Origin of the sequence: Paenibacillus naphthalenovorans (assembly GCF_900099895.1) — a bacterium.
Lineage (GTDB): Bacteria > Bacillota > Bacilli > Paenibacillales > NBRC-103111 > Paenibacillus_G > Paenibacillus_G naphthalenovorans.
Genome location: NZ_FNDY01000001.1, coordinates 63170 through 81144 on the forward strand (window position 1 = coordinate 63170; position 17975 = coordinate 81144).

The window sequence follows — 17975 nt, forward strand, 5'->3', positions numbered from 1 at the left end:
GGATCCCGCTATGGACTTCCTGAGCGATTGGCTTAAATCGGTCATACTCGTGATTCTGCTCGCGACTTTCGTCGACTTGCTGCTGCCGAATCAATCGATGCAGAGGTATGTCAAAACGGTGATTTCCCTGTTTCTTCTGATGACGCTGCTTCATCCCATTTTATCCTTAATAGATAACAGCAGCCAGATAGATCAAAAGCTTGGATCGGCCCTGTTCAAACAGGATGCCGCCTGGAAGTGGCAGAGCGGTAACGGTACGGACCGTATGGAGTCGCTCCCCGCCATACAGCAGAGAGCGGAGACGCTGCGGTTAAGGCGGGAGGAGCAATCCCAACGGATTGTGCAAAACCAGGTTGCCGATTTGATCAAGCGCAAAATTGAACAAACGGCGGGAGTACAGGTACAAAGCGTGCAGGTCGATACCAGGCAGGATGAGAATGGTCAAGCGGTCATTCGGAGCGTGGCGTTGTCCCTGGACTTTGTACCTTCAACCGAGAACACATCACAGCAAAGCCGATACCAGGCGGTCGGCAGCAGCGGGCCTGTCAGGCCGGTGGAACCGGTTGACATCGCCCCGATTGAAATCGGGGAAGACAGGAAGGATTCAAATCCGGCGTGGGCCTCGGATGAAGTGCAAGAGGATCGTCTCCCGCCGGAGGCGCTGCAGAAACAAACGCAAATTTTGCTGATGCTGGAGCAGGACTGGCAGCTGTCCGGAGAGCAAATCCAGATCCGGATGGGACTATCCTCAAGGAGGTGAATCGATGGGAGACAACGACGGGAAACCCAGATGGCCGTTCAGCCTTTTTAGCGGCGGACCGGGCGGACCCAAACGAATCCAGACCCTCCGCTGGCTGCTGCTGATGGGGCTGGTCGGAGCCGCCTTCATGATACTGAACTCATTCATTACGGTAAAAGAGGTGGATCCCATCGGTGAGGGTCGCGCTTCTCCAGCGGATCAAACGCAGCCTGTCTTCGGATCAAGCGGCAAGGAGTCCAGTCCCTTCCGCGAATTTGAGGAAGCCTATCAGTCCCAGCTCAGGGAGATTTTAACCAAAATCGTCGGGGTAGGCGAGGTGGAGGTTCTTGTCACGATTGAATCGACCGAGGAGGTCACGGTTGAACGCAATACCCAGGAAACGCAGCAGATCACCAATGAACAGGATCAACAGGGAGCCAAAAGGCATATTACCGATATTTCACGCAAAGGGGAAGTCGTTCTTTACGAGGTGTCGGGCGGCAAAAAGCCCCTCGTAACCAAAACGATCAAACCTAAAATCCGCGGCGTGCTGGTCGTGGCCAAAGGGGCGGAAAATTTAACAGTGAAAAAGATGATATCCGAGGCTGTGGAACGCGGCCTTGGCGTCCCTCCGCACCGGATATCCATTCTTCCGCGGAAACAATAATTCGCGTTCGCAGGAAGCAGTGATAAAACGATAAACTCACTTAAGGAGGAATACTGATGAACTCTAAAAGACAAACGATTTGGCTCGTATCCATGCTCAGCTTGATGGTAGTCCTGTCAGCCTACTATTTGTTCACGGAAGACGTTAGCCAACTGGAGTTGAATACGGCCAGCTCAACGCAATCCAAAGAAGTGATTATCAACGCGGGCCAATTGGATGGCCTGCCGCAGGGCGCAGCCAATGGACAAACGGCGCCGAAGCAGAGCGATCAGCAGCCCGAAGCCGAAGAAGGGACGAAGACCGAGACCGATCCGAAATCGAGCAGCACGAGCACCGAAACGCCATCCACAGAAAAGCCGGAATCCGGCGCTGACCCGACGACTGCTCAGCCCGTATCCAAGAATGAAGCGGCAGCCGGCGACCAAAACGCCAGAGTGCTGGAACAAATCCAGGCTCAAGCGACCTCGGGTTCCGATTATTTTGTGAATCTGCAAATGAAGCGCGACGAAGCGCTGTCCAAACAGGTGGAGTCGCTGATGACCATTCTGGCTGACACCAAGCAGACGCAGGAAGCCGCCGCAAAAGCGCAGACGGAACTGCAAAAGCTCCAGGACATTGAAACGAAGATCACATCCTTGGAAGAGAACCTTATGAAGGAGTATCCGCAAGCGGTGATTACCCAGGAAGGCGAGAGATGGAAGGTAACGGTGCAAGCGAACAAGCTGGAAAGAAGCCAAGCCGTCAGTATTGCCGATCAGGTAATGAAGGAGCTTGGCATCATCCCGGATCACATCGCCATACAATACAAGCCTTAATCCAAATGTGCCAAGCAGATGAAACAAGAGTCCCCGCGAAGGGACTCTTGTTTCATCTATACCCTTCGAAGCCCGGCTGCTCTTCCCGACCGTGTTATCCATGCGGTACAAGTGAATCAGGCGGCGTTGTTCCCAGCTTCATGGGCAAGTCCCAAGAAACTCTTTCCTTGCCGGAAGATTGTGATATAATAACAACGTCGTTTGTTTCACCTTTCGTTCCGACCGCTGCCGCAGTATATTGACGCCGGTTGGAACAAGACGCCAAAGGAGTGAACCTATTTGTTTAAGTTAAGCGAAATCAAAGAACTGATTAAGCTAGTGGATCAAACCTCTTTACAAGAGCTGGAAATTGAAAACGAAGGCTCCCGCCTTTTGATTCGGAAACCGAATAAAACCGAGCAGGTCGTCGTTGCTGCCGCGCCTGCTGTGCAAGCTTATGCGCCAGCAGCCGTTCAGCAGACCGCTCCTGCGCCCGCTGCACCGGCAGCCGAGAAGCCTGCCGCAGCCGATGCCGGCTTACATACAATCGTTTCCCCGATGGTAGGCACATTCTATGAAGCTCCTTCTCCGGGAGCGGCGCCGTTTGTTTCGAAAGGCAGCAAAGTGAAGGAGAAGACGGTTGTCTGCATCCTCGAAGCGATGAAGCTGATGAACGAGATTGAAGCCGAGGTTAAAGGTGAAATTGTCGAAGTGCTGGTAGAAAACGGCCAGTTGGTCGAATACGGTCAGCCTTTATTCCTGGTGAAACCGGAGTAAGTAGGAGGAGAACACCATTGAAGTTTCAAAAAATCTTGATTGCCAACCGTGGGGAAATCGCCGTTCGGATTATTCGCGCCTGCCGTGAGCTCGGCATTTCCACGGTCGCGGTATATTCCGAAGCCGACCGGGAATCGCTTCATGTCCGTTTGGCGGATGAAGCCTATTGCATCGGACCGACGCTTTCCAAAGACAGTTATCTGAACTATACGAATCTGATGAGCGTGGCTACGCTTACGGAAACGGATGCCATTCACCCGGGCTACGGCTTCTTGGCAGAGAATGCGGACTTCGCGGAAATCTGCGAAAGCTGCAACATCACGTTTATCGGACCGTCTCCCGATGCGATTAGCAGAATGGGCGACAAGTCTGTGGCGAAGCAGACGATGAAGGATGCGGGCGTTCCGGTTATTCCCGGCTCCGACGGGCTTGTGGAAGATATGGACGAGGCAATCCGGATCTGCCGGGAAATCGGCTATCCTGTCATCATTAAAGCAACGGCAGGCGGCGGAGGCAAGGGGATTCGTCTGGCAGAGAACGAGGAAATGCTGATTCAACAGATTACCACCGCACAGCAGGAAGCTCAGAATGCTTTTGGCAATGCCGGCGTCTATCTGGAGAAATACTTGACAGGCATGAAGCATGTCGAGATACAGATACTGGCGGACAAGCACGGCAATGTTGTGCATCTGGGCGAGCGGGACTGCTCCGTGCAGCGCCGCCGCCAGAAGCTGGTCGAGGAAGCGCCATGCCCGATTCTTACGCCGGAAATCCGCGAACGGATGGGAGAAGCGGCCGTACGCGCGGCCAAGGCCGTGAACTACTCCGGTGCAGGTACGCTTGAATTTTTGCTGGGCGCCGACGGACAGTTTTATTTTATGGAAATGAATACGCGCATTCAGGTAGAGCATCCGGTCACGGAGCTGATTACCGGCATCGATATTATTAAAGAAATGATCCGTGTAGCGGAAGGGGTGCCGCTGTCCTTCACCCAGGAAGACGTGAAGATCAACGGCTGGGCCATCGAATGCCGGATTAATGCGGAGGATCCCGAGCGGAATTTCATGCCTTCGGCAGGCCAAATTCAATTTTATTTGCCTCCGGGCGGCTTTGGGGTTCGGGTGGACAGCGCCGCTTATCCGGGGTATACGATCTCCCCGCATTACGATTCCATGATCGCCAAGCTGATCGTCTGGGGAGCGGATCGGAACGAGGCTGTGCAGCGAATGAAACGGGCGTTATCGGAATTTGCGATCGAAGGAATCCACTCGACGATACCTTTCCATTTGAAGCTGCTGGAGCATAAGAAGTTTCTGGCCGGCGACTTCGATATTAAATTTTTGGAAGAACATGATGTAAATGACCCGAATTCCTGATTTACAATTCATTGTCATATTTTTGCCGGGATGGTATAGTATACAATAAGACAAGGTTAGAGCGGCTATAAGATAGTCGCTTTACCGGAAAACAGAATGAACATGAATGTTTTTTGAAGCCGTTTTTGCTTAGCAAAAACTTGGAGGAGGACCTATCCAATGAGTACACTGGCTGCGGATTATGAGAAGACCGAGATGGGCACGATTCAAATCGCTCCCGAGGTGATTGAAATCATTGCCGGTATGGCTGCTGTAGAAGTTCCCGGTGTTGCGGGAATGAGCGGGGGATTCGCCGGCGGGATCGCCGAGCTTCTCGGACGGAAGAACGTATCCAAAGGCGTAAAGGTCGAAGTGGGACAGCGTGAAGCGGCCATTGACGTGTCCATTGTCATCGAATTCGGATCGAAAATTCCCGAGGTGGCAAGCGGCGTGCAGGCGAATGTGAAGCAGGCAATCGAGTCGATGACAGGACTTAGCGTAGTGCAGGTCAACGTTCATATTCATGACGTTATCTTCAAGGGCGCAGACAAAGCCGAAGAGGTCGAAACATCTCCGCAACGCGTGAAATAAACATGAAGCCCGGTTGAACCCCCAAACCTATCGTCTGGGGGTTTCCGCCATATTTTCGGAAGGAGTCGGAATACGTGGTAAAAGTGCTCGACAGACTGCTGCTGCTGCTTTTCAGCGGCATTATATTTATTGCCTCCGTCGTCCTATTGTTCTTAGCCTTCGGACTCATTCCTTTAACCGCTGCGGAAAATTTTGTCCACGACATATATTATGATATGGACACGGCGGTCATATTCATCCCGGTTACCATAGCGGTTTTTCTGATCAGTATCCGTTTTCTTTATCTGGCGGTTCGGCGGGGGAAGTCGGATGTGCCTTCGATAGATCAGAGAACCGATTTCGGGGATATCCGCATATCGCTCGATACGGTGGAGAATCTGGCGCTTAAAGCGGCGGGCCGCACCCGGGGCGTGAAGGATTTGCGTTCGCGTGTCAAAGTCAATCAAGCGGGGCTTGAGTTTGTGATCCGCGTCATTGTTGACGGCGAAAGCTCCATTCCGGCGCTGACGGAAGAGATTCAGGGCAATGTCAAGAATCACATTGAAGACATTACGGGTATTCCGGTTGCACATGTGACTGTGTTTGTAGCGAATATCCAGCAATCGTCCCCCACCTTCAAAAGTCGAGTGGAATAGAGGTGAGCTTCCCGGATGTGGATGCAAATATGGGAACAGCTGCGGGAAAAGCACAGGGGCAAAACCTTTGGCGTCCTTGCCGGAGGCGTCTTGGGGATGATATATTTGTTCTTTGGCTTGTGGCGTATGTTAATCTTTGTCTTGATCGTATATACTGGTTATTATATAGGGAAAAAGCTGGACCGGAACGAGCCGGTATTTCCCATAGAAGACACTTGGCGCTGGCTAATGGACAAATGGAGATTGTTCCGCTAAAATCCTTGGGATAGCCTGAGGATTTTTTTAATGATCCTTTAAGTGACCAACAGGAGGTTTTATTGGTTAATGAGACGAAGATTGGCAAGGGAGCTTGCGCTGCAAAGTCTGTATCAAATCGAGATGAACGAAGTCACATCCGGTGACGCCATCGCTCATGTCGTTGAAGAGGCAAGAGGAGAAGATGAAGCGCAGCTGACACGGGAGCGCGATCAAATATCGCCGGCGGAAGTGCAGGAGCTTGTGGAAGGCACCACACAGCATAAGCAGCAAATCGACAGCTTGCTGTCGGATTATTTAAAAGGCTGGCAAATGGACAGGCTGTCCAGGGTTGATCGTGAAATATTGAGGCTCGCCGCGTACGAAATGATTTACAAGGAAGACGTGCCGCCGAAGGTAGTCGTGAACGAGGCAATCGAGATGGCCAAGAATTTCGGGACGGAGGAATCGGGGAAATTCGTCAATGGCGTGCTCGGTAAGATGATCAAGGATTTGGAGAAGCTTCGGGAACAGACGCCGAAGGTCTGAAAAATGGAAAGGGGAACGGCTTACATGTCCGCACAAGTAATTAATGGTAAAGAGATCGTGAGCGCTTATCGCGCGCAAATCAAAGAGCAGGTTGAACGGCTTGTACAGCAGGGCGTTCGCCCGGGGCTGGCCGTGGTCATCGTTGGAGACGATCCGGCATCGCACGTGTACGTCCGCAATAAAGCGAAAGCCTGCGAAGAAGCGGGAATGCACTCCGAGATGTACAAGCTTGCCGAACAAACGCCTGAGGCGGAAGTGCTCGCTTTGATTGCCAGACTGAACGAGGATTCCGCTATTCACGGTATCCTTGTACAATCGCCTTTGCCGAAGCACATTTCGGAAGAACGTGTAGTGGAAGCGATCGCAGTGGAGAAGGACGTCGACTGCTTTCATCCGGTCAATGTCGGCAACCTGATGATCGGTAAAGAAGGACCGGCTCCTTGTACGCCTGCAGGCGTCATCGAGATTTTGAAGAAGATCGGCGTAGATATCGCCGGCAAGCATGCTGTCGTTGTAGGCCGGAGCAATATCGTCGGCAAGCCGATGGCGATCCTTCTGCTCAGGGAGAACGCAACCGTCACCCTTTGCCATTCGCGCACAAAGAATTTGGAGGAGATTACACGTCAGGCGGATATCCTTGTGGCGGCGGTCGGCAAAGCCAAAATGATCAACCGCAGCCATATCAAACCGGGCGCTGTCGTGATCGACGTGGGCATTAACCGGCTCGACAACGGAAAGCTGGCGGGAGACGTTGATTTTGACGATGTGCTGGATACGGCAAGCTACGTGACGCCTGTTCCGGGATGCGTCGGGCCGATGACGATTACCATTCTTCTTCGCAATACGCTTGAAGCGGCACAGCGGGCGGCAGGCGCGCATGCCGCTTTGTGATCCGTTATGAAGGATAAACAAGTTTATTCCATCAAGGATTTGAACCGGCTTGTCAAAATGTTGCTTGAGGGGAATGACCGTCTGCAGAACGTATGGGTCAGGGGAGAAATCTCCAACTTTACGCATCATACCAGCGGGCATATGTATTTTTCGCTAAAGGATGCAGACAGCCGGTTAAAATGTATTATGTTCGCTTCGTATAATCAGAAGCTTGCTTTTATTCCGAGGGAAGGCGCCAAAGTGCTTGCCTGCGGAAACATCTCGGTTTACGAACGGGACGGGCAGTATCAGTTTTACGTTACGCAAATGCAGCCGGACGGGATCGGCAGCCTGTTTATGGCTTTCGAGCAGCTGAAGAAAAAGCTGGAAGCCGAAGGGTTGTTCGCTCCGGCCGCAAAGAAGCCTATCCCCCGATTTCCGAAGGCGATCGGTGTCATCACGTCTCCAACCGGAGCAGCGGTTCGCGACATTATCACCACGCTGCAGCGCCGCCATCCGTCCGTGCCTGTTCTCTTATATCCTGTATTGGTCCAGGGAAAGCAGGCGGCCCCATCGATCGTGAAAGCCATCCGGGACATGAATGAAATGAACGAAGTGGATGTTTTGATTGTCGGCCGCGGTGGGGGGTCCCTGGAGGAGCTATGGGCATTTAATGAGGAAATCGTTGCGCGGGCCATCCATGCCTCGGTGCTGCCGGTCATCTCTGCCGTAGGGCATGAGACCGACTTCACGATCGCCGACTTTGCAGCCGACCTGCGGGCGGCGACACCCACGGCCGCTGCCGAGCTTGCCGTGCCGCATCATTTGGAACTCATGCAGCAGATCGGCTTTTATAAGCAGCAGCTTTACGGGGGGCTGGCCAAACAGCTCGAACGCAGCAAAGAAAAGCTTAAGCGACTGCAGCGTTCGCCCTATTTGACGAACCCCAGACGGCAGCTGCTGCAGCAGCCGGCAGAGAGGCTCGACCGGGTTCGGGAGCAGCTCGGCTACAAGATCCGCAGCCGGGTGACGAAATCGGGGGAACGTCTGATGCGTTCCGAACGCCGGCTGGCATCTTTCAATCCGAAGGAGCAAATCGTTTATACGCGCAAGCGCCTGGATTCCTCAACCCGGCAGCTGCGGCAGGCCATGCAGGGTGTGCTGAAGGGAAAGCAGCAGGAACTGATGGCCGGCATTCGTCAGCTCGACGCGCTCAGCCCTTTGAAAATCATGCAGCGCGGCTACAGTTTAGTGTATGATGAGAAGGAAAAGCATTTGATTAAATCGATAGACCAGGTCCAAATCGGTGATATTTTGAAGCTTAGGCTGAAGGACGGCCGTATCGATTGTCATGTTTGGTCAATGGAGGAGAAAGTCGATGACAAATCAGGAAGCGATGCCTAGCTTTGAGCAAGCCATGGATCAGCTTGAGCGCATTGTGGCACAGCTGGAGAGCGGAGACGTTCCGCTGGAGCAAGCGATCGAGCTGTTCCAGGAAGGGATGAAGCTGTCGCAATTGTGCAGCAGCAAGCTGGAACAGGTGGAAAGGAAAATCGAGGTCCTGCTTGAGCAAGATGGCGGCATGGTCAAAAAGCCGTTTCAAGCGGACGAAGGCGATAAAGGGGATACCCGATGATTGAACCGCTAAACGGGATAGACACGTATATTAAAGAAAAAGTACTGCTTATCGAGCAAGAGCTGAAGACATCGATTCCTCCCCAGTGGAGCATCCCTGCTCCTTTGCGCGAAGCGATGATGTATTCCTTGATGGCCGGGGGCAAGCGGCTTCGTCCAATTCTTGTGCTCGCGGCAGCGGAAGCGCTTGACGCCGATTCGACTGCCGCCATGCCGGCGGCTTTGGCCGTTGAGATGATTCACACGTATTCTCTGATTCACGACGATTTGCCGGCAATGGATGATGACGATTACCGCCGCGGCAAACTGACGAATCATAAAGTGTTTGGCGAAGCGATGGCCATTCTTGCCGGTGACGCCCTGCTGACCCATGCCTTTTACATGATTGTTCAATCGGCAAGAAAGCATGGAATTTCGGGAGAAACGATTGCGGATATCGTAGAAGATCTTTCACGTCTGGCTGGCGCTCCGGGCATGGTGGGCGGTCAAGCTGCGGACATGCTGGGAGAGCAGGGGGTCACCCGGCTGGAAGAGCTGGAATATATCCATTTGCATAAAACAAGCGATTTGATCGTATTTTCCTTAAAAGCAGGCGGTCGAATCGCCGGCGCAAGCGATAAACAGCTGGCTGCGCTCGAGCATTTCGGCACCTGCATCGGCCTCGCTTTTCAAATTCAGGACGATATTCTGGATTTGATCGGGGACGAACAGAAGCTGGGTAAACCGGTACAGAGCGATGTGAAACAGCAGAAAGTAACCTACCCTTATTTTATCGGGATCGAAGCCTCCGAAGCCAAGGTGGAGGAACTGACCCGAAAAGCCAAGCAATCGATTGTACAAGCGGGGTTTCCAAAGCCTGAGAGGCTTTTGCAGCTTGCCGATTTCTTGATGAAGCGGGATCATTAATTGAACATGATTGATTTGAGCACGGGACTTCTCCTGTGCTATACTTCATGATATCAAGGCAACGTCTCGGCATTGGATTGACTATTTTACCATGGAAAGCGGGGAACAAGCGTGCTGCTCAATCAAATTCATCAGCCTGAGGACCTGAAGGGTCTTACAGTAGAACAGCTGGAGCAAGTGGCAGCGGAAACAAGAAAGTTTCTGATCGAAAAGCTTTCGGCTACCGGCGGTCACCTCGCGCCCAACCTTGGTGTTGTCGAGTTAACGATTGCTCTGCACTATTTGTTTGATAGTCCGAAAGATAAATTCATTTTCGATGTGGGGCATCAATCCTACGTTCACAAAATATTGACTGGACGCAAGGATAAATTCGATACGCTGCGTAAATACAAGGGCCTTTGCGGTTTTGTGAAGCGTTCCGAGAGTGAGCATGACGTATGGGAAGCCGGTCACAGCAGTACGTCCTTATCCGCTGCGATGGGGATGGCGGTAGCCCGCGATCTTAACGGGGAATCGAATCGCGTCATTACGATCATCGGCGACGGCGCTCTTACCGGAGGGATGGCGTTAGAAGCGCTGAACCATATCGGGCACGAGAAAAGAAAGCTGATGGTCATTCTGAACGATAATGAAATGTCCATCGCCCCGAATGTCGGCGCGCTGCATAACTATTTGGGGCGCATCCGTTCAGACCGTCATTATGTTAAAGCCAAGGAAGAATTCGAGCATTTGATCAAAAAAATTCCGGCGATTGGCGGGACTCTGGCCAAAACGGCGGAACGTTTAAAGGATTCCTTCAAATATTTAGTCGTTCCGGGGGTATGGTTTGAGGAGCTCGGCTTTACGTACCTTGGACCGGTGGACGGCCATAATCTGCCGCTGCTCTTGGAAGCCTTGAAGCAAGCGGACAAAGTAAACGGCCCCGTACTCGTTCACGTCATTACGCTCAAGGGGAAGGGATACTCTCCTGCCGAAGCGGATTCGCACAAATGGCACGGGATTACTCCGTACAAGATTGAATCCGGTCAAGTGCTCAAATCCGTCGGGCCGCCTATGTATACAGAAGTGTTCGGCAAAACCTTGATCGAGCTTGCGAGTCAAGACAAGCGAATCGTAGCGATTACGCCGGCCATGCCGGGAGGCTCGGGTCTGCTTGAGTTTGCCAAATTATTTCCGGACCGCATGTACGATGTCGGCATTGCGGAGCAGCATGCAGCCACCTTCTCGGCAGGCTTGGCCAGCCTTGGCTTGAAGCCGGTATTTGCGGTTTACTCCACCTTCCTGCAGCGGGCCTATGACCAGGTTGTGCACGACATTTGCCGGGCAAACCTGAATGTCGTCTTTGCGATTGACCGCGCGGGTTTCGTTGGGCCGGATGGAGAAACCCATCAGGGGGTTTATGATATCGCCTACCTGCGCAGCATTCCGAATATGGTCCTGATGATGCCGAAGGACGAGAACGAGCTGCGGCACATGATGAAAACGGCGATTGATTATGATGACGGGCCGATTGCCGTACGCTACCCGCGGGTTAACGGCTTGGGCGTATCCACGGATGAGCCTGTGAGTCCGATTCCGATCGGCACGTGGGAAGTTTTGCGGCAGGGAAAGGATGCAGCGATTTTGGCCGTCGGACCGATGATTCCGCTTGCGCTTGAAGCGGCAGAGCAGCTTGCCAAGGAAGGTATTCAGGTTCGGGTCGTCAATGCCCGGTTTATCAAGCCGATGGACGAAGCTGTGCTGATGCAGCTCGCGAAGGAAGATATCCCGGTCGTCACGCTCGAGGAAGGCGCCCAAATGGGCGGTTTCGGAAGCGGCGTGCTTGAGTATTATTCTCTGAATAATATATACGGCATGCGGATAAAGCTGATCGGCGTTCCCGATTATTTCGTGGAGCATGGCTCTGTGAAGGAACAGCGTCAAGAAGTGGGATTGACGGCAGAACGGCTGATAACCGAGCTGCAATCGCTCGTCCCGCGCAAAAAACAGCGGGCGTAAGATGTAAGGAGCTATTCATGGCAGCAGACAAAGCGGATAAAGAACGGCTCGACCTCCTGCTGGTCGAGCGCGGTTTGTTTGAAACAAGAGAAAAAGCGAAAGCGGCGATTATGGCCGGCCTGGTGCTTGTGGAGGATGAGCCGGTGGATAAAGCCGGCACGAAAATCCCGCGCTCATCCAGAATTGTCGTCAAAGGGGCGGTGCATCCTTACGTAAGCCGCGGCGGATTGAAGCTGGAAAAAGCGCTTCAGACTTTCAATATTAATCTTCAGGGTATCACTGTGCTGGATATTGGCGCGTCTACCGGCGGCTTTACGGACTGTGCGCTTCAGCATGGCGCAGCTCACGTATATGCCGTCGATGTGGGCTACAATCAATTGGATTGGTCGCTTCGCAAAGACCCGCGCGTCAGCGTAATGGAACGGACGAATTTCCGTTACATACAGCCGGAGGATTTAAAGGGACCGGTGCCCGCCTTTGCCAGCATCGATGTGTCGTTCATTTCCCTAAAGCTTATTTTGCCACCGCTAAAAAAACTGCTTGCCCCTTCGGGTCAAGTGGTTGCATTGGTGAAGCCGCAGTTTGAGGCAGGCAGAGAGAAGGTAGGCAAATCCGGAGTGGTAAGGGAGCCGGAAACACACCGGGAAGTGCTGCAAACGGTTCTTCAGTTTGCACAGGAAATTGGATTTGCTGTGAAGGGTATTACTTTCTCCCCGATTAAGGGAGGAGAAGGAAATATCGAGTTTTTAGCGTATTTGACCCAAACCCATACGGACGAGCCCGGATGGTCCGGTTCCGAATTGGAACAGCGCATCCGCGAGGTTGTTGAAGAGTCGCAAAGCATGCAGAGCTCATCTTAATGGATGAGTTTTTTGCCTTTTTAGAGGATTATGAAGGCGGATTCTCGAATAGTAATTTCGAGGTGATTCCATGCAAAAGGGTGACGGAACGGTCGTTGTGCTGATCATAGCAGTGCTCGCCATATGGGCTTTCTATTATATACGGGGCAAAATGCGGGAGACTGTGGATAATGCTTCGCCTTTCGATTTTCTGATTGATGAGGAATTGCCTGATGACGATGCGACGCGTTTGCTGGAAGAGAACGGTTATGAAGTCATAAGCGGCAAAAAGCGCATTCCCATTGAAATCTCAGTAAACGACGGGGAAATGCTGCACAGCCGATTGTTTATAGATTATATGGCTTCGAAGAATGGCCTGTACTATACGGTCAAGCTGGCTAAGGACCGGAAGCCGGTGGAGTGGACGGGAAGCTCGATACGCGAACGGCTGCTGGTGTACCAGCTTGTGTATCCGAACACGGCCGGTGTATTATATGTGGACTTGCCACAGCGGAAGGTTCATTGCTTTGTGTTCGCTGTGCAGCTGTACGATGAATAATATACGCAGCAGGGAGGATACCATGAAAGCCCAACGACATATCAAGATCCGTGAAATCGTTACAAATAACGAGATTGAAACCCAGGATGAGCTGGTGGAGCAGCTTCGAACCGCCGGGTTTCACGTAACGCAAGCAACGATTTCCCGGGACATTAAGGAATTGCATTTAATGAAAGTTCCTCTCGATGACGGGAGATACAAGTATTCGGTGCCTGCCGATCAGCGTTATAATCCGATGCAGCGGCTTCGCAGGGCGCTCAACGATCATTTTGTACATATCGATCATACCGAAAATCTGGTGGTGCTAAAGAGCTTGCCGGGCACAGCCAATGCCATTGGAGCTCTCATTGACAGCCTGGAATGGAACGAGATTATGGGAACGATCTGCGGCGACGATACCATTCTGATTATATGCCGTACGAAAGACCAAAGCGCGCATGTGGTAAATCAAATTCTTGGAATGCTCGGATGAAGCCAAAAGAGGTGTGAACCATGCTGCTGGAAATGTCCATCCGCCATCTGGCGGTGATAGAACATGTTGAATTGCACTGCAAAAACGGTTTTCATGTTTTGACAGGGGAGACGGGAGCGGGGAAGTCGATTATTATCGATGCGCTGAGCCTGATTGCAGGCGGCAGAAGCTCTTCCGATCTGGTGCGCTACGGGAGCGACAAAGCTACTATTGAGGCGATGTTCGGAATAGAGCCCGGCCATCCGGTGTGGGCCGTTCTGGAGCGGTTGGGAATAGAAGCGGACCCGGAAGAGCATCTTATCATACGCAGAGAAATTACGGCGCAAGGCAAAAGCACAAGCCGCATTAACGGACAGCTCGTCAATCTGGCCATGCTGAAGGAAGTCGGCGAATGGCTCGTGAACATTCACGGGCAGCATGAGCATCAGTCCTTGTTTAAGGTGGAGGAGCATCTCCGCTGGCTCGATCTGTTCGGAGAAGCGGAGATTGCCCCTGCCAGACGGGCCTATCAAGAAGCTTATGATGCTTATCAAACCATACGCAAGCAAGTGAGAGAGCTGCAGGATACGAGCAAGCAAAATTTGCAGATGATGGACTTGTACCGTTTTCAGGTTGAGGAAATCCGAGCCGCCCAATTAAAACCGGGTGAGGATGAGGCATTGGCAGAGGAAAAACAAAAGCTGGGAAACGCGGAGAAACTGTATTCGAACGCGGCCGACGCTTATGATCTTCTCTATGGCGGAGGCAAAGGGCTTGACTCGGTGCGCCGCGCCATGCAGAAGCTTCAGGATATTGCCGGGCTGGACCCGGCTAAGCTTCAGTCTATTGCCGAACAGGTACAGAGTTCCTATTATCAGCTTGAGGATGCGGCCTATCAAATCAGGGATTACCGGGACGAGGTGGAATTCAACCCGTCTCGTCTTGATTTTATCGAACAAAGACTGGATACAATATCGTCTCTTAGGAGAAAATATGGAGATACCGTATCCGACATTTTGGCTTATGGGGATAAAATTGCGCATGAGCTGGATCTCATCGAGAATAAAGATGAGAAGCTAATGCAGCTGGAAAAGCAGGAACAAGCGGCATTTGCGGCCCTTCAGCGGTTGGCGGACGATTTGACCGGCCTAAGAAAAAGCGTAGCTGATCGCCTTTCGGCGGAGATTGTAGCGGAGCTGCGTGAGCTTCATATGGAGAGGACGCAGTTTCAAGTGCATTTCGCACCGGTGGAAGGGAGGAAGCTGACAAGAGACGGTGCCGATCAAGTCGAATTTCTGATTTCGGCGAATCCCGGAGAGCCGCTTCGCTCTTTAAGCAAAATCGCTTCCGGCGGTGAAATATCGAGGGTCATGCTGGCGTTGAAATCGATATTTGCCCGGGTGGACCGGATACCGGTTCTCGTCTTTGATGAGGTGGATACCGGGGTAAGCGGACGAGCGGCTCAGGCGATTGCTGAGAAAATGTCCAAGCTGTCGCAGAGCTGTCAAGTGTTCTCGATCACCCATTTGCCGCAGGTGGCCTGTATGGCGGACGCGCATTACCGTATACACAAAACAACGGATGGCGACCGGACATATACGAATGTAGACGACCTGGGTACTGACGAGAGGATTCATGAACTGGCGCGGATGCTGGGCGGAGTAGAGGTCACGGAGAAGACGCTCCAGCACGCACAGGAAATGCTTGCCTTGGCAAATGATAAAAAGGCAAGGATGGTCTAACGGGGGTGGCACCATTTTGGTGTTATAAAAGAAATGGGCGGGGGTTACCTTAAAGGTACACATCAGCGGTATTTGAATCATGTTGGTGTACAGGATAAGATGCCGCTATGCAGAGGAAGCAAGGGAGCGTGAGCGAATTGAGTTCCAACCAGAGAAAAAGATTGATTGGATTACTGCTCGTCCTCTTCGTTTGTTGGGGGAGCTTAACCACCCCATTCCGCAGCTTTGCCTCATTCCCCGAGGAGCTTCGACTTTTTACCGGACAACAAGCCCATTTACAGCTATCCATGCCGGTGAATGCACAGTTGACCATTAATCATCCGGAAATATTAAAAGTGAACGGAACCGCCGAGCACTCATTTCAAGTGGATCTTCATCATCCTATTTCTTTACAATCCTACAAAGCCGGACAAGCGGAAATGAAGCTGAAATTGTTTGGCAAAATCCCGCTCAAAACGGTAAAGGTCAATGTCGTACCCGATCTCAAAGTCATACCAGGCGGGCAAACCATCGGCGTAAAACTGAAGTCGGCGGGCATTATGGTGGTGGGTCATCACCTCGTAGCCGTTGCGGAGGATAAAAAGACGTCGCCGGGCGAAGAAGCGAAAGTCCAGCTTGGAGATTTGATCGTCAAAATGGACGGTAAACCCGTAAACGATGTGAGCAAGGTAGCTGAGCTTGTCAAGGCGGCGGGTGAAAGTAAAAAACCCATTTCTTTAACGATTTTACGCGGTGATCAGACGTTGGAAATTCCAATTACTCCTGCCTATGATCTGCTGGATAATGCATACCGGCTGGGACTGTATATTCGTGATTCCGCAGCGGGGGTCGGTACGCTGACATTCTATGCCCCGGATCAAGGCGTGTATGGTGCCCTGGGGCATATCATTACTGACATGGATACACAAACGCCGATTGTGGTAGGTAATGGAGAGATCGTTCATTCCAATGTGACCTCCATCTCCAAAAGCCAAAATGGCGAACCCGGTGAAAAAAGAGCCCAGTTTTCCAGAGAAAGCAAGGCAATTGGCAATATTGAGAAAAACACGCAATTCGGCATTTTCGGCAAGATGTACGAAGCTCCTTCCCACAGTCTGAGCGATAAGGTGCTTCCGGTAGCCTTTGCGGAGGAAGTCAAAGAAGGTCCTGCACAAATTTATACCGTGATCGGAGGCCAAAAAGTCGAGAAATTCGATATTGAAGTCATCCATGTGGCCAAACAAGAGTACCCTGCAACCAAAGGAATGGTCATCAAAATTACCGACAGCCGTCTTCTGGAAAAAACGGGGGGAATTGTTCAAGGCATGAGCGGCAGTCCGATCGTTCAAAACGGCAAGGTCATTGGTGCGGTCACCCATGTATTTGTTAATGATCCGACAAGCGGCTATGGTTGTTTTATCGAATGGATGCTGCAGGATGCAGGCATTATGCTCCGGTCAACGGGAAATCAGGAAGGAACAAAAGCAATGAAGGCGAGCTAAATCGCCTTCATTTTTTTTACCTGAACGAAGAAAGGATAGTTGGTGCGAATTCAGATATAGAAAATAAAGTGTTTGTCGAAAAATGTATAATAATGAATTAAATTATTTATTATAAAATAAAACTGATAAAAAATCCACAAAAATAATATTCGACAGAAGGAATTTTAAAGTGTGTGTCGAAATCATATTATTAGGTAAATAATGCTAACGTAATTGTCGCAAATGAAGGGAGAGCTTTCTGTTGCAAACTATTGAAGTTCTTTTAGCGGATGATAACCGTGAATTCACCAATTTATTATCTGAATTTATCGATGATCAGGAGGATATGAGGGTAACGGGTGTAGCCTATAACGGAAACGATGTTATTCGTTTAATCGAGCAAAGCCCCAAAGTTCCGGATGTGCTGATTCTGGATATTATCATGCCGCATTTGGATGGTCTGGGTGTGCTTGAGAAACTCCGTGAAAGGGATTTAAATCCACAGCCTAAAATTATTATGCTCACTGCTTTTGGCCAAGAGAATATTACGCAGAAAGCGGTTCAGCTTGGCGCCTCTTATTACATTTTGAAGCCTTTCGACATGGAGATTCTGACGAACCGCATTCGTCAATTGGTGGGCCCTAACCAAACGATGTCGATGATGTCATCTTCAATGCAAGCGAAAGCCAATATCGTTCATTTGCCAAAAGCGAAAAATCTGGATGCCAACATTACCTCGATTATTCACGAAATCGGTGTTCCTGCCCACATCAAAGGATACCAATATTTGCGTGAAGCCATTACAATGGTGTACAACAATATTGAAATTCTCGGGGCCATCACCAAAACGCTGTATCCTGCGATTGCCGAGAAATACAAAACCACGCCGAGCCGCGTCGAACGCGCGATTCGCCACGCGATTGAGGTCGCATGGACGCGCGGCAATATCGAGAGCATTAGCCATTTGTTTGGCTACACGATCAATATCTCCAAAGCAAAGCCGACCAACAGCGAATTCATCGCAATGGTGGCGGATAAGCTGCGGATCGAGCATAAGGTTTCTTGAAAGGGTAAGGATTAACTGGAATAGTTGGTTACTGCCATTTAAAAAGTTTATATTCTTCACATCCAATCCATCACCCGATAAATCGAAATGATTTGTCGGGTGATTGGT

At 51.3% G+C, this 17975-nt stretch carries 20 protein-coding genes; all 20 read left to right on the forward strand.

Features of this window, described 5'->3' with window-relative positions; genetic code table 11:
- Nucleotides 1-10: 10 nt before the first annotated feature.
- The 20 genes from spoIIIAF to spo0A all read left to right on the forward strand — a co-directional run bounded on the left by spoIIIAF (nucleotide 11) and on the right by spo0A (nucleotide 17867).
- Nucleotides 11-760 carry a stage III sporulation protein AF gene (gene spoIIIAF / locus BLT35_RS00330; RefSeq protein ID WP_074726777.1) on the forward strand — a complete coding sequence of 250 codons (750 nt, stop codon included), beginning with the start codon at nucleotides 11-13 and terminating at the stop codon, nucleotides 758-760.
- Between the two features lie 4 nt (nucleotides 761-764).
- On the forward strand, nucleotides 765-1406 hold the full coding sequence (gene spoIIIAG / locus BLT35_RS00335; RefSeq protein ID WP_062408937.1) for a stage III sporulation protein AG: 642 nt from the start codon (nucleotides 765-767) through the stop codon (nucleotides 1404-1406).
- A 56-nt stretch (nucleotides 1407-1462) separates the two neighbouring features.
- Complete coding sequence (locus BLT35_RS00340) at nucleotides 1463-2221, forward strand: SpoIIIAH-like family protein (protein ID WP_074726778.1); 759 nt, start codon at nucleotides 1463-1465, stop codon at nucleotides 2219-2221.
- Between the two features lie 279 nt (nucleotides 2222-2500).
- Nucleotides 2501-2977 carry an acetyl-CoA carboxylase biotin carboxyl carrier protein gene (gene accB, locus BLT35_RS00345; protein ID WP_054817754.1) on the forward strand — a complete coding sequence of 159 codons (477 nt, stop codon included), beginning with the start codon at nucleotides 2501-2503 and terminating at the stop codon, nucleotides 2975-2977.
- A gap of 17 nt (nucleotides 2978-2994) precedes the next feature.
- The gene (accC, locus tag BLT35_RS00350) at nucleotides 2995-4353 is read left to right on the forward strand and encodes an acetyl-CoA carboxylase biotin carboxylase subunit (RefSeq protein ID WP_062408935.1); all 1359 of its coding nucleotides are present in this window, start codon (nucleotides 2995-2997) and stop codon (nucleotides 4351-4353) included.
- A 159-nt stretch (nucleotides 4354-4512) separates the two neighbouring features.
- Complete coding sequence (locus tag BLT35_RS00355; protein ID WP_054817755.1) at nucleotides 4513-4923, forward strand: Asp23/Gls24 family envelope stress response protein; 411 nt, start codon at nucleotides 4513-4515, stop codon at nucleotides 4921-4923.
- Between the two features lie 74 nt (nucleotides 4924-4997).
- The gene (amaP, locus tag BLT35_RS00360) at nucleotides 4998-5558 is read left to right on the forward strand and encodes an alkaline shock response membrane anchor protein AmaP (RefSeq protein WP_054817756.1); all 561 of its coding nucleotides are present in this window, start codon (nucleotides 4998-5000) and stop codon (nucleotides 5556-5558) included.
- Between the two features lie 15 nt (nucleotides 5559-5573).
- Nucleotides 5574-5813: a DUF2273 domain-containing protein gene (locus BLT35_RS00365; protein ID WP_074726779.1), complete on the forward strand. Its 240-nt coding sequence runs from the start codon at nucleotides 5574-5576 to the stop codon at nucleotides 5811-5813.
- 69 nt (nucleotides 5814-5882) lie between these two features.
- Nucleotides 5883-6341 carry a transcription antitermination factor NusB gene (gene nusB, locus BLT35_RS00370; RefSeq protein WP_054817758.1) on the forward strand — a complete coding sequence of 153 codons (459 nt, stop codon included), beginning with the start codon at nucleotides 5883-5885 and terminating at the stop codon, nucleotides 6339-6341.
- 24 nt (nucleotides 6342-6365) lie between these two features.
- Nucleotides 6366-7232 (forward strand): bifunctional methylenetetrahydrofolate dehydrogenase/methenyltetrahydrofolate cyclohydrolase FolD, encoded by an 867-nt coding sequence (folD, locus tag BLT35_RS00375; protein ID WP_074726780.1) that lies wholly within the window; start codon nucleotides 6366-6368, stop codon nucleotides 7230-7232.
- Nucleotides 7233-7238: 6 nt separating this feature from the next.
- Nucleotides 7239-8615 carry an exodeoxyribonuclease VII large subunit gene (gene xseA / locus BLT35_RS00380; RefSeq protein ID WP_062408933.1) on the forward strand — a complete coding sequence of 459 codons (1377 nt, stop codon included), beginning with the start codon at nucleotides 7239-7241 and terminating at the stop codon, nucleotides 8613-8615.
- Nucleotides 8590-8847 carry an exodeoxyribonuclease VII small subunit gene (xseB, locus tag BLT35_RS00385; RefSeq protein WP_054817759.1) on the forward strand — a complete coding sequence of 86 codons (258 nt, stop codon included), beginning with the start codon at nucleotides 8590-8592 and terminating at the stop codon, nucleotides 8845-8847. Before xseA ends, xseB begins: the two co-directional genes overlap by 26 nt.
- Complete coding sequence (locus tag BLT35_RS00390) at nucleotides 8847-9752, forward strand: polyprenyl synthetase family protein (protein ID WP_437438522.1); 906 nt, start codon at nucleotides 8847-8849, stop codon at nucleotides 9750-9752. The genes xseB and BLT35_RS00390 overlap by 1 nt, the downstream gene beginning before the upstream one ends.
- Nucleotides 9753-9863: 111 nt before the next feature.
- Nucleotides 9864-11750, forward strand: a complete 1887-nt coding sequence (dxs, locus tag BLT35_RS00395) for a 1-deoxy-D-xylulose-5-phosphate synthase (RefSeq protein WP_074726782.1) — start codon at nucleotides 9864-9866, stop codon at nucleotides 11748-11750.
- Between the two features lie 17 nt (nucleotides 11751-11767).
- Nucleotides 11768-12610, forward strand: a complete 843-nt coding sequence (locus tag BLT35_RS00400) for a TlyA family RNA methyltransferase (RefSeq protein ID WP_074726783.1) — start codon at nucleotides 11768-11770, stop codon at nucleotides 12608-12610.
- A gap of 70 nt (nucleotides 12611-12680) precedes the next feature.
- Nucleotides 12681-13148 carry a hypothetical protein gene (locus tag BLT35_RS00405; protein WP_054817760.1) on the forward strand — a complete coding sequence of 156 codons (468 nt, stop codon included), beginning with the start codon at nucleotides 12681-12683 and terminating at the stop codon, nucleotides 13146-13148.
- A gap of 22 nt (nucleotides 13149-13170) precedes the next feature.
- On the forward strand, nucleotides 13171-13620 hold the full coding sequence (ahrC, locus tag BLT35_RS00410; protein WP_054817786.1) for a transcriptional regulator AhrC/ArgR: 450 nt from the start codon (nucleotides 13171-13173) through the stop codon (nucleotides 13618-13620).
- Between the two features lie 20 nt (nucleotides 13621-13640).
- Nucleotides 13641-15341 (forward strand): DNA repair protein RecN, encoded by a 1701-nt coding sequence (gene recN / locus BLT35_RS00415; RefSeq protein ID WP_074726784.1) that lies wholly within the window; start codon nucleotides 13641-13643, stop codon nucleotides 15339-15341.
- Nucleotides 15342-15478: 137 nt separating this feature from the next.
- Complete coding sequence (spoIVB, locus tag BLT35_RS00420; RefSeq protein WP_171005830.1) at nucleotides 15479-16822, forward strand: SpoIVB peptidase; 1344 nt, start codon at nucleotides 15479-15481, stop codon at nucleotides 16820-16822.
- A 241-nt stretch (nucleotides 16823-17063) separates the two neighbouring features.
- On the forward strand, nucleotides 17064-17867 hold the full coding sequence (spo0A, locus tag BLT35_RS00425; protein WP_054817761.1) for a sporulation transcription factor Spo0A: 804 nt from the start codon (nucleotides 17064-17066) through the stop codon (nucleotides 17865-17867).
- The last annotated feature ends 108 nt before the right edge of the window (nucleotides 17868-17975 follow it).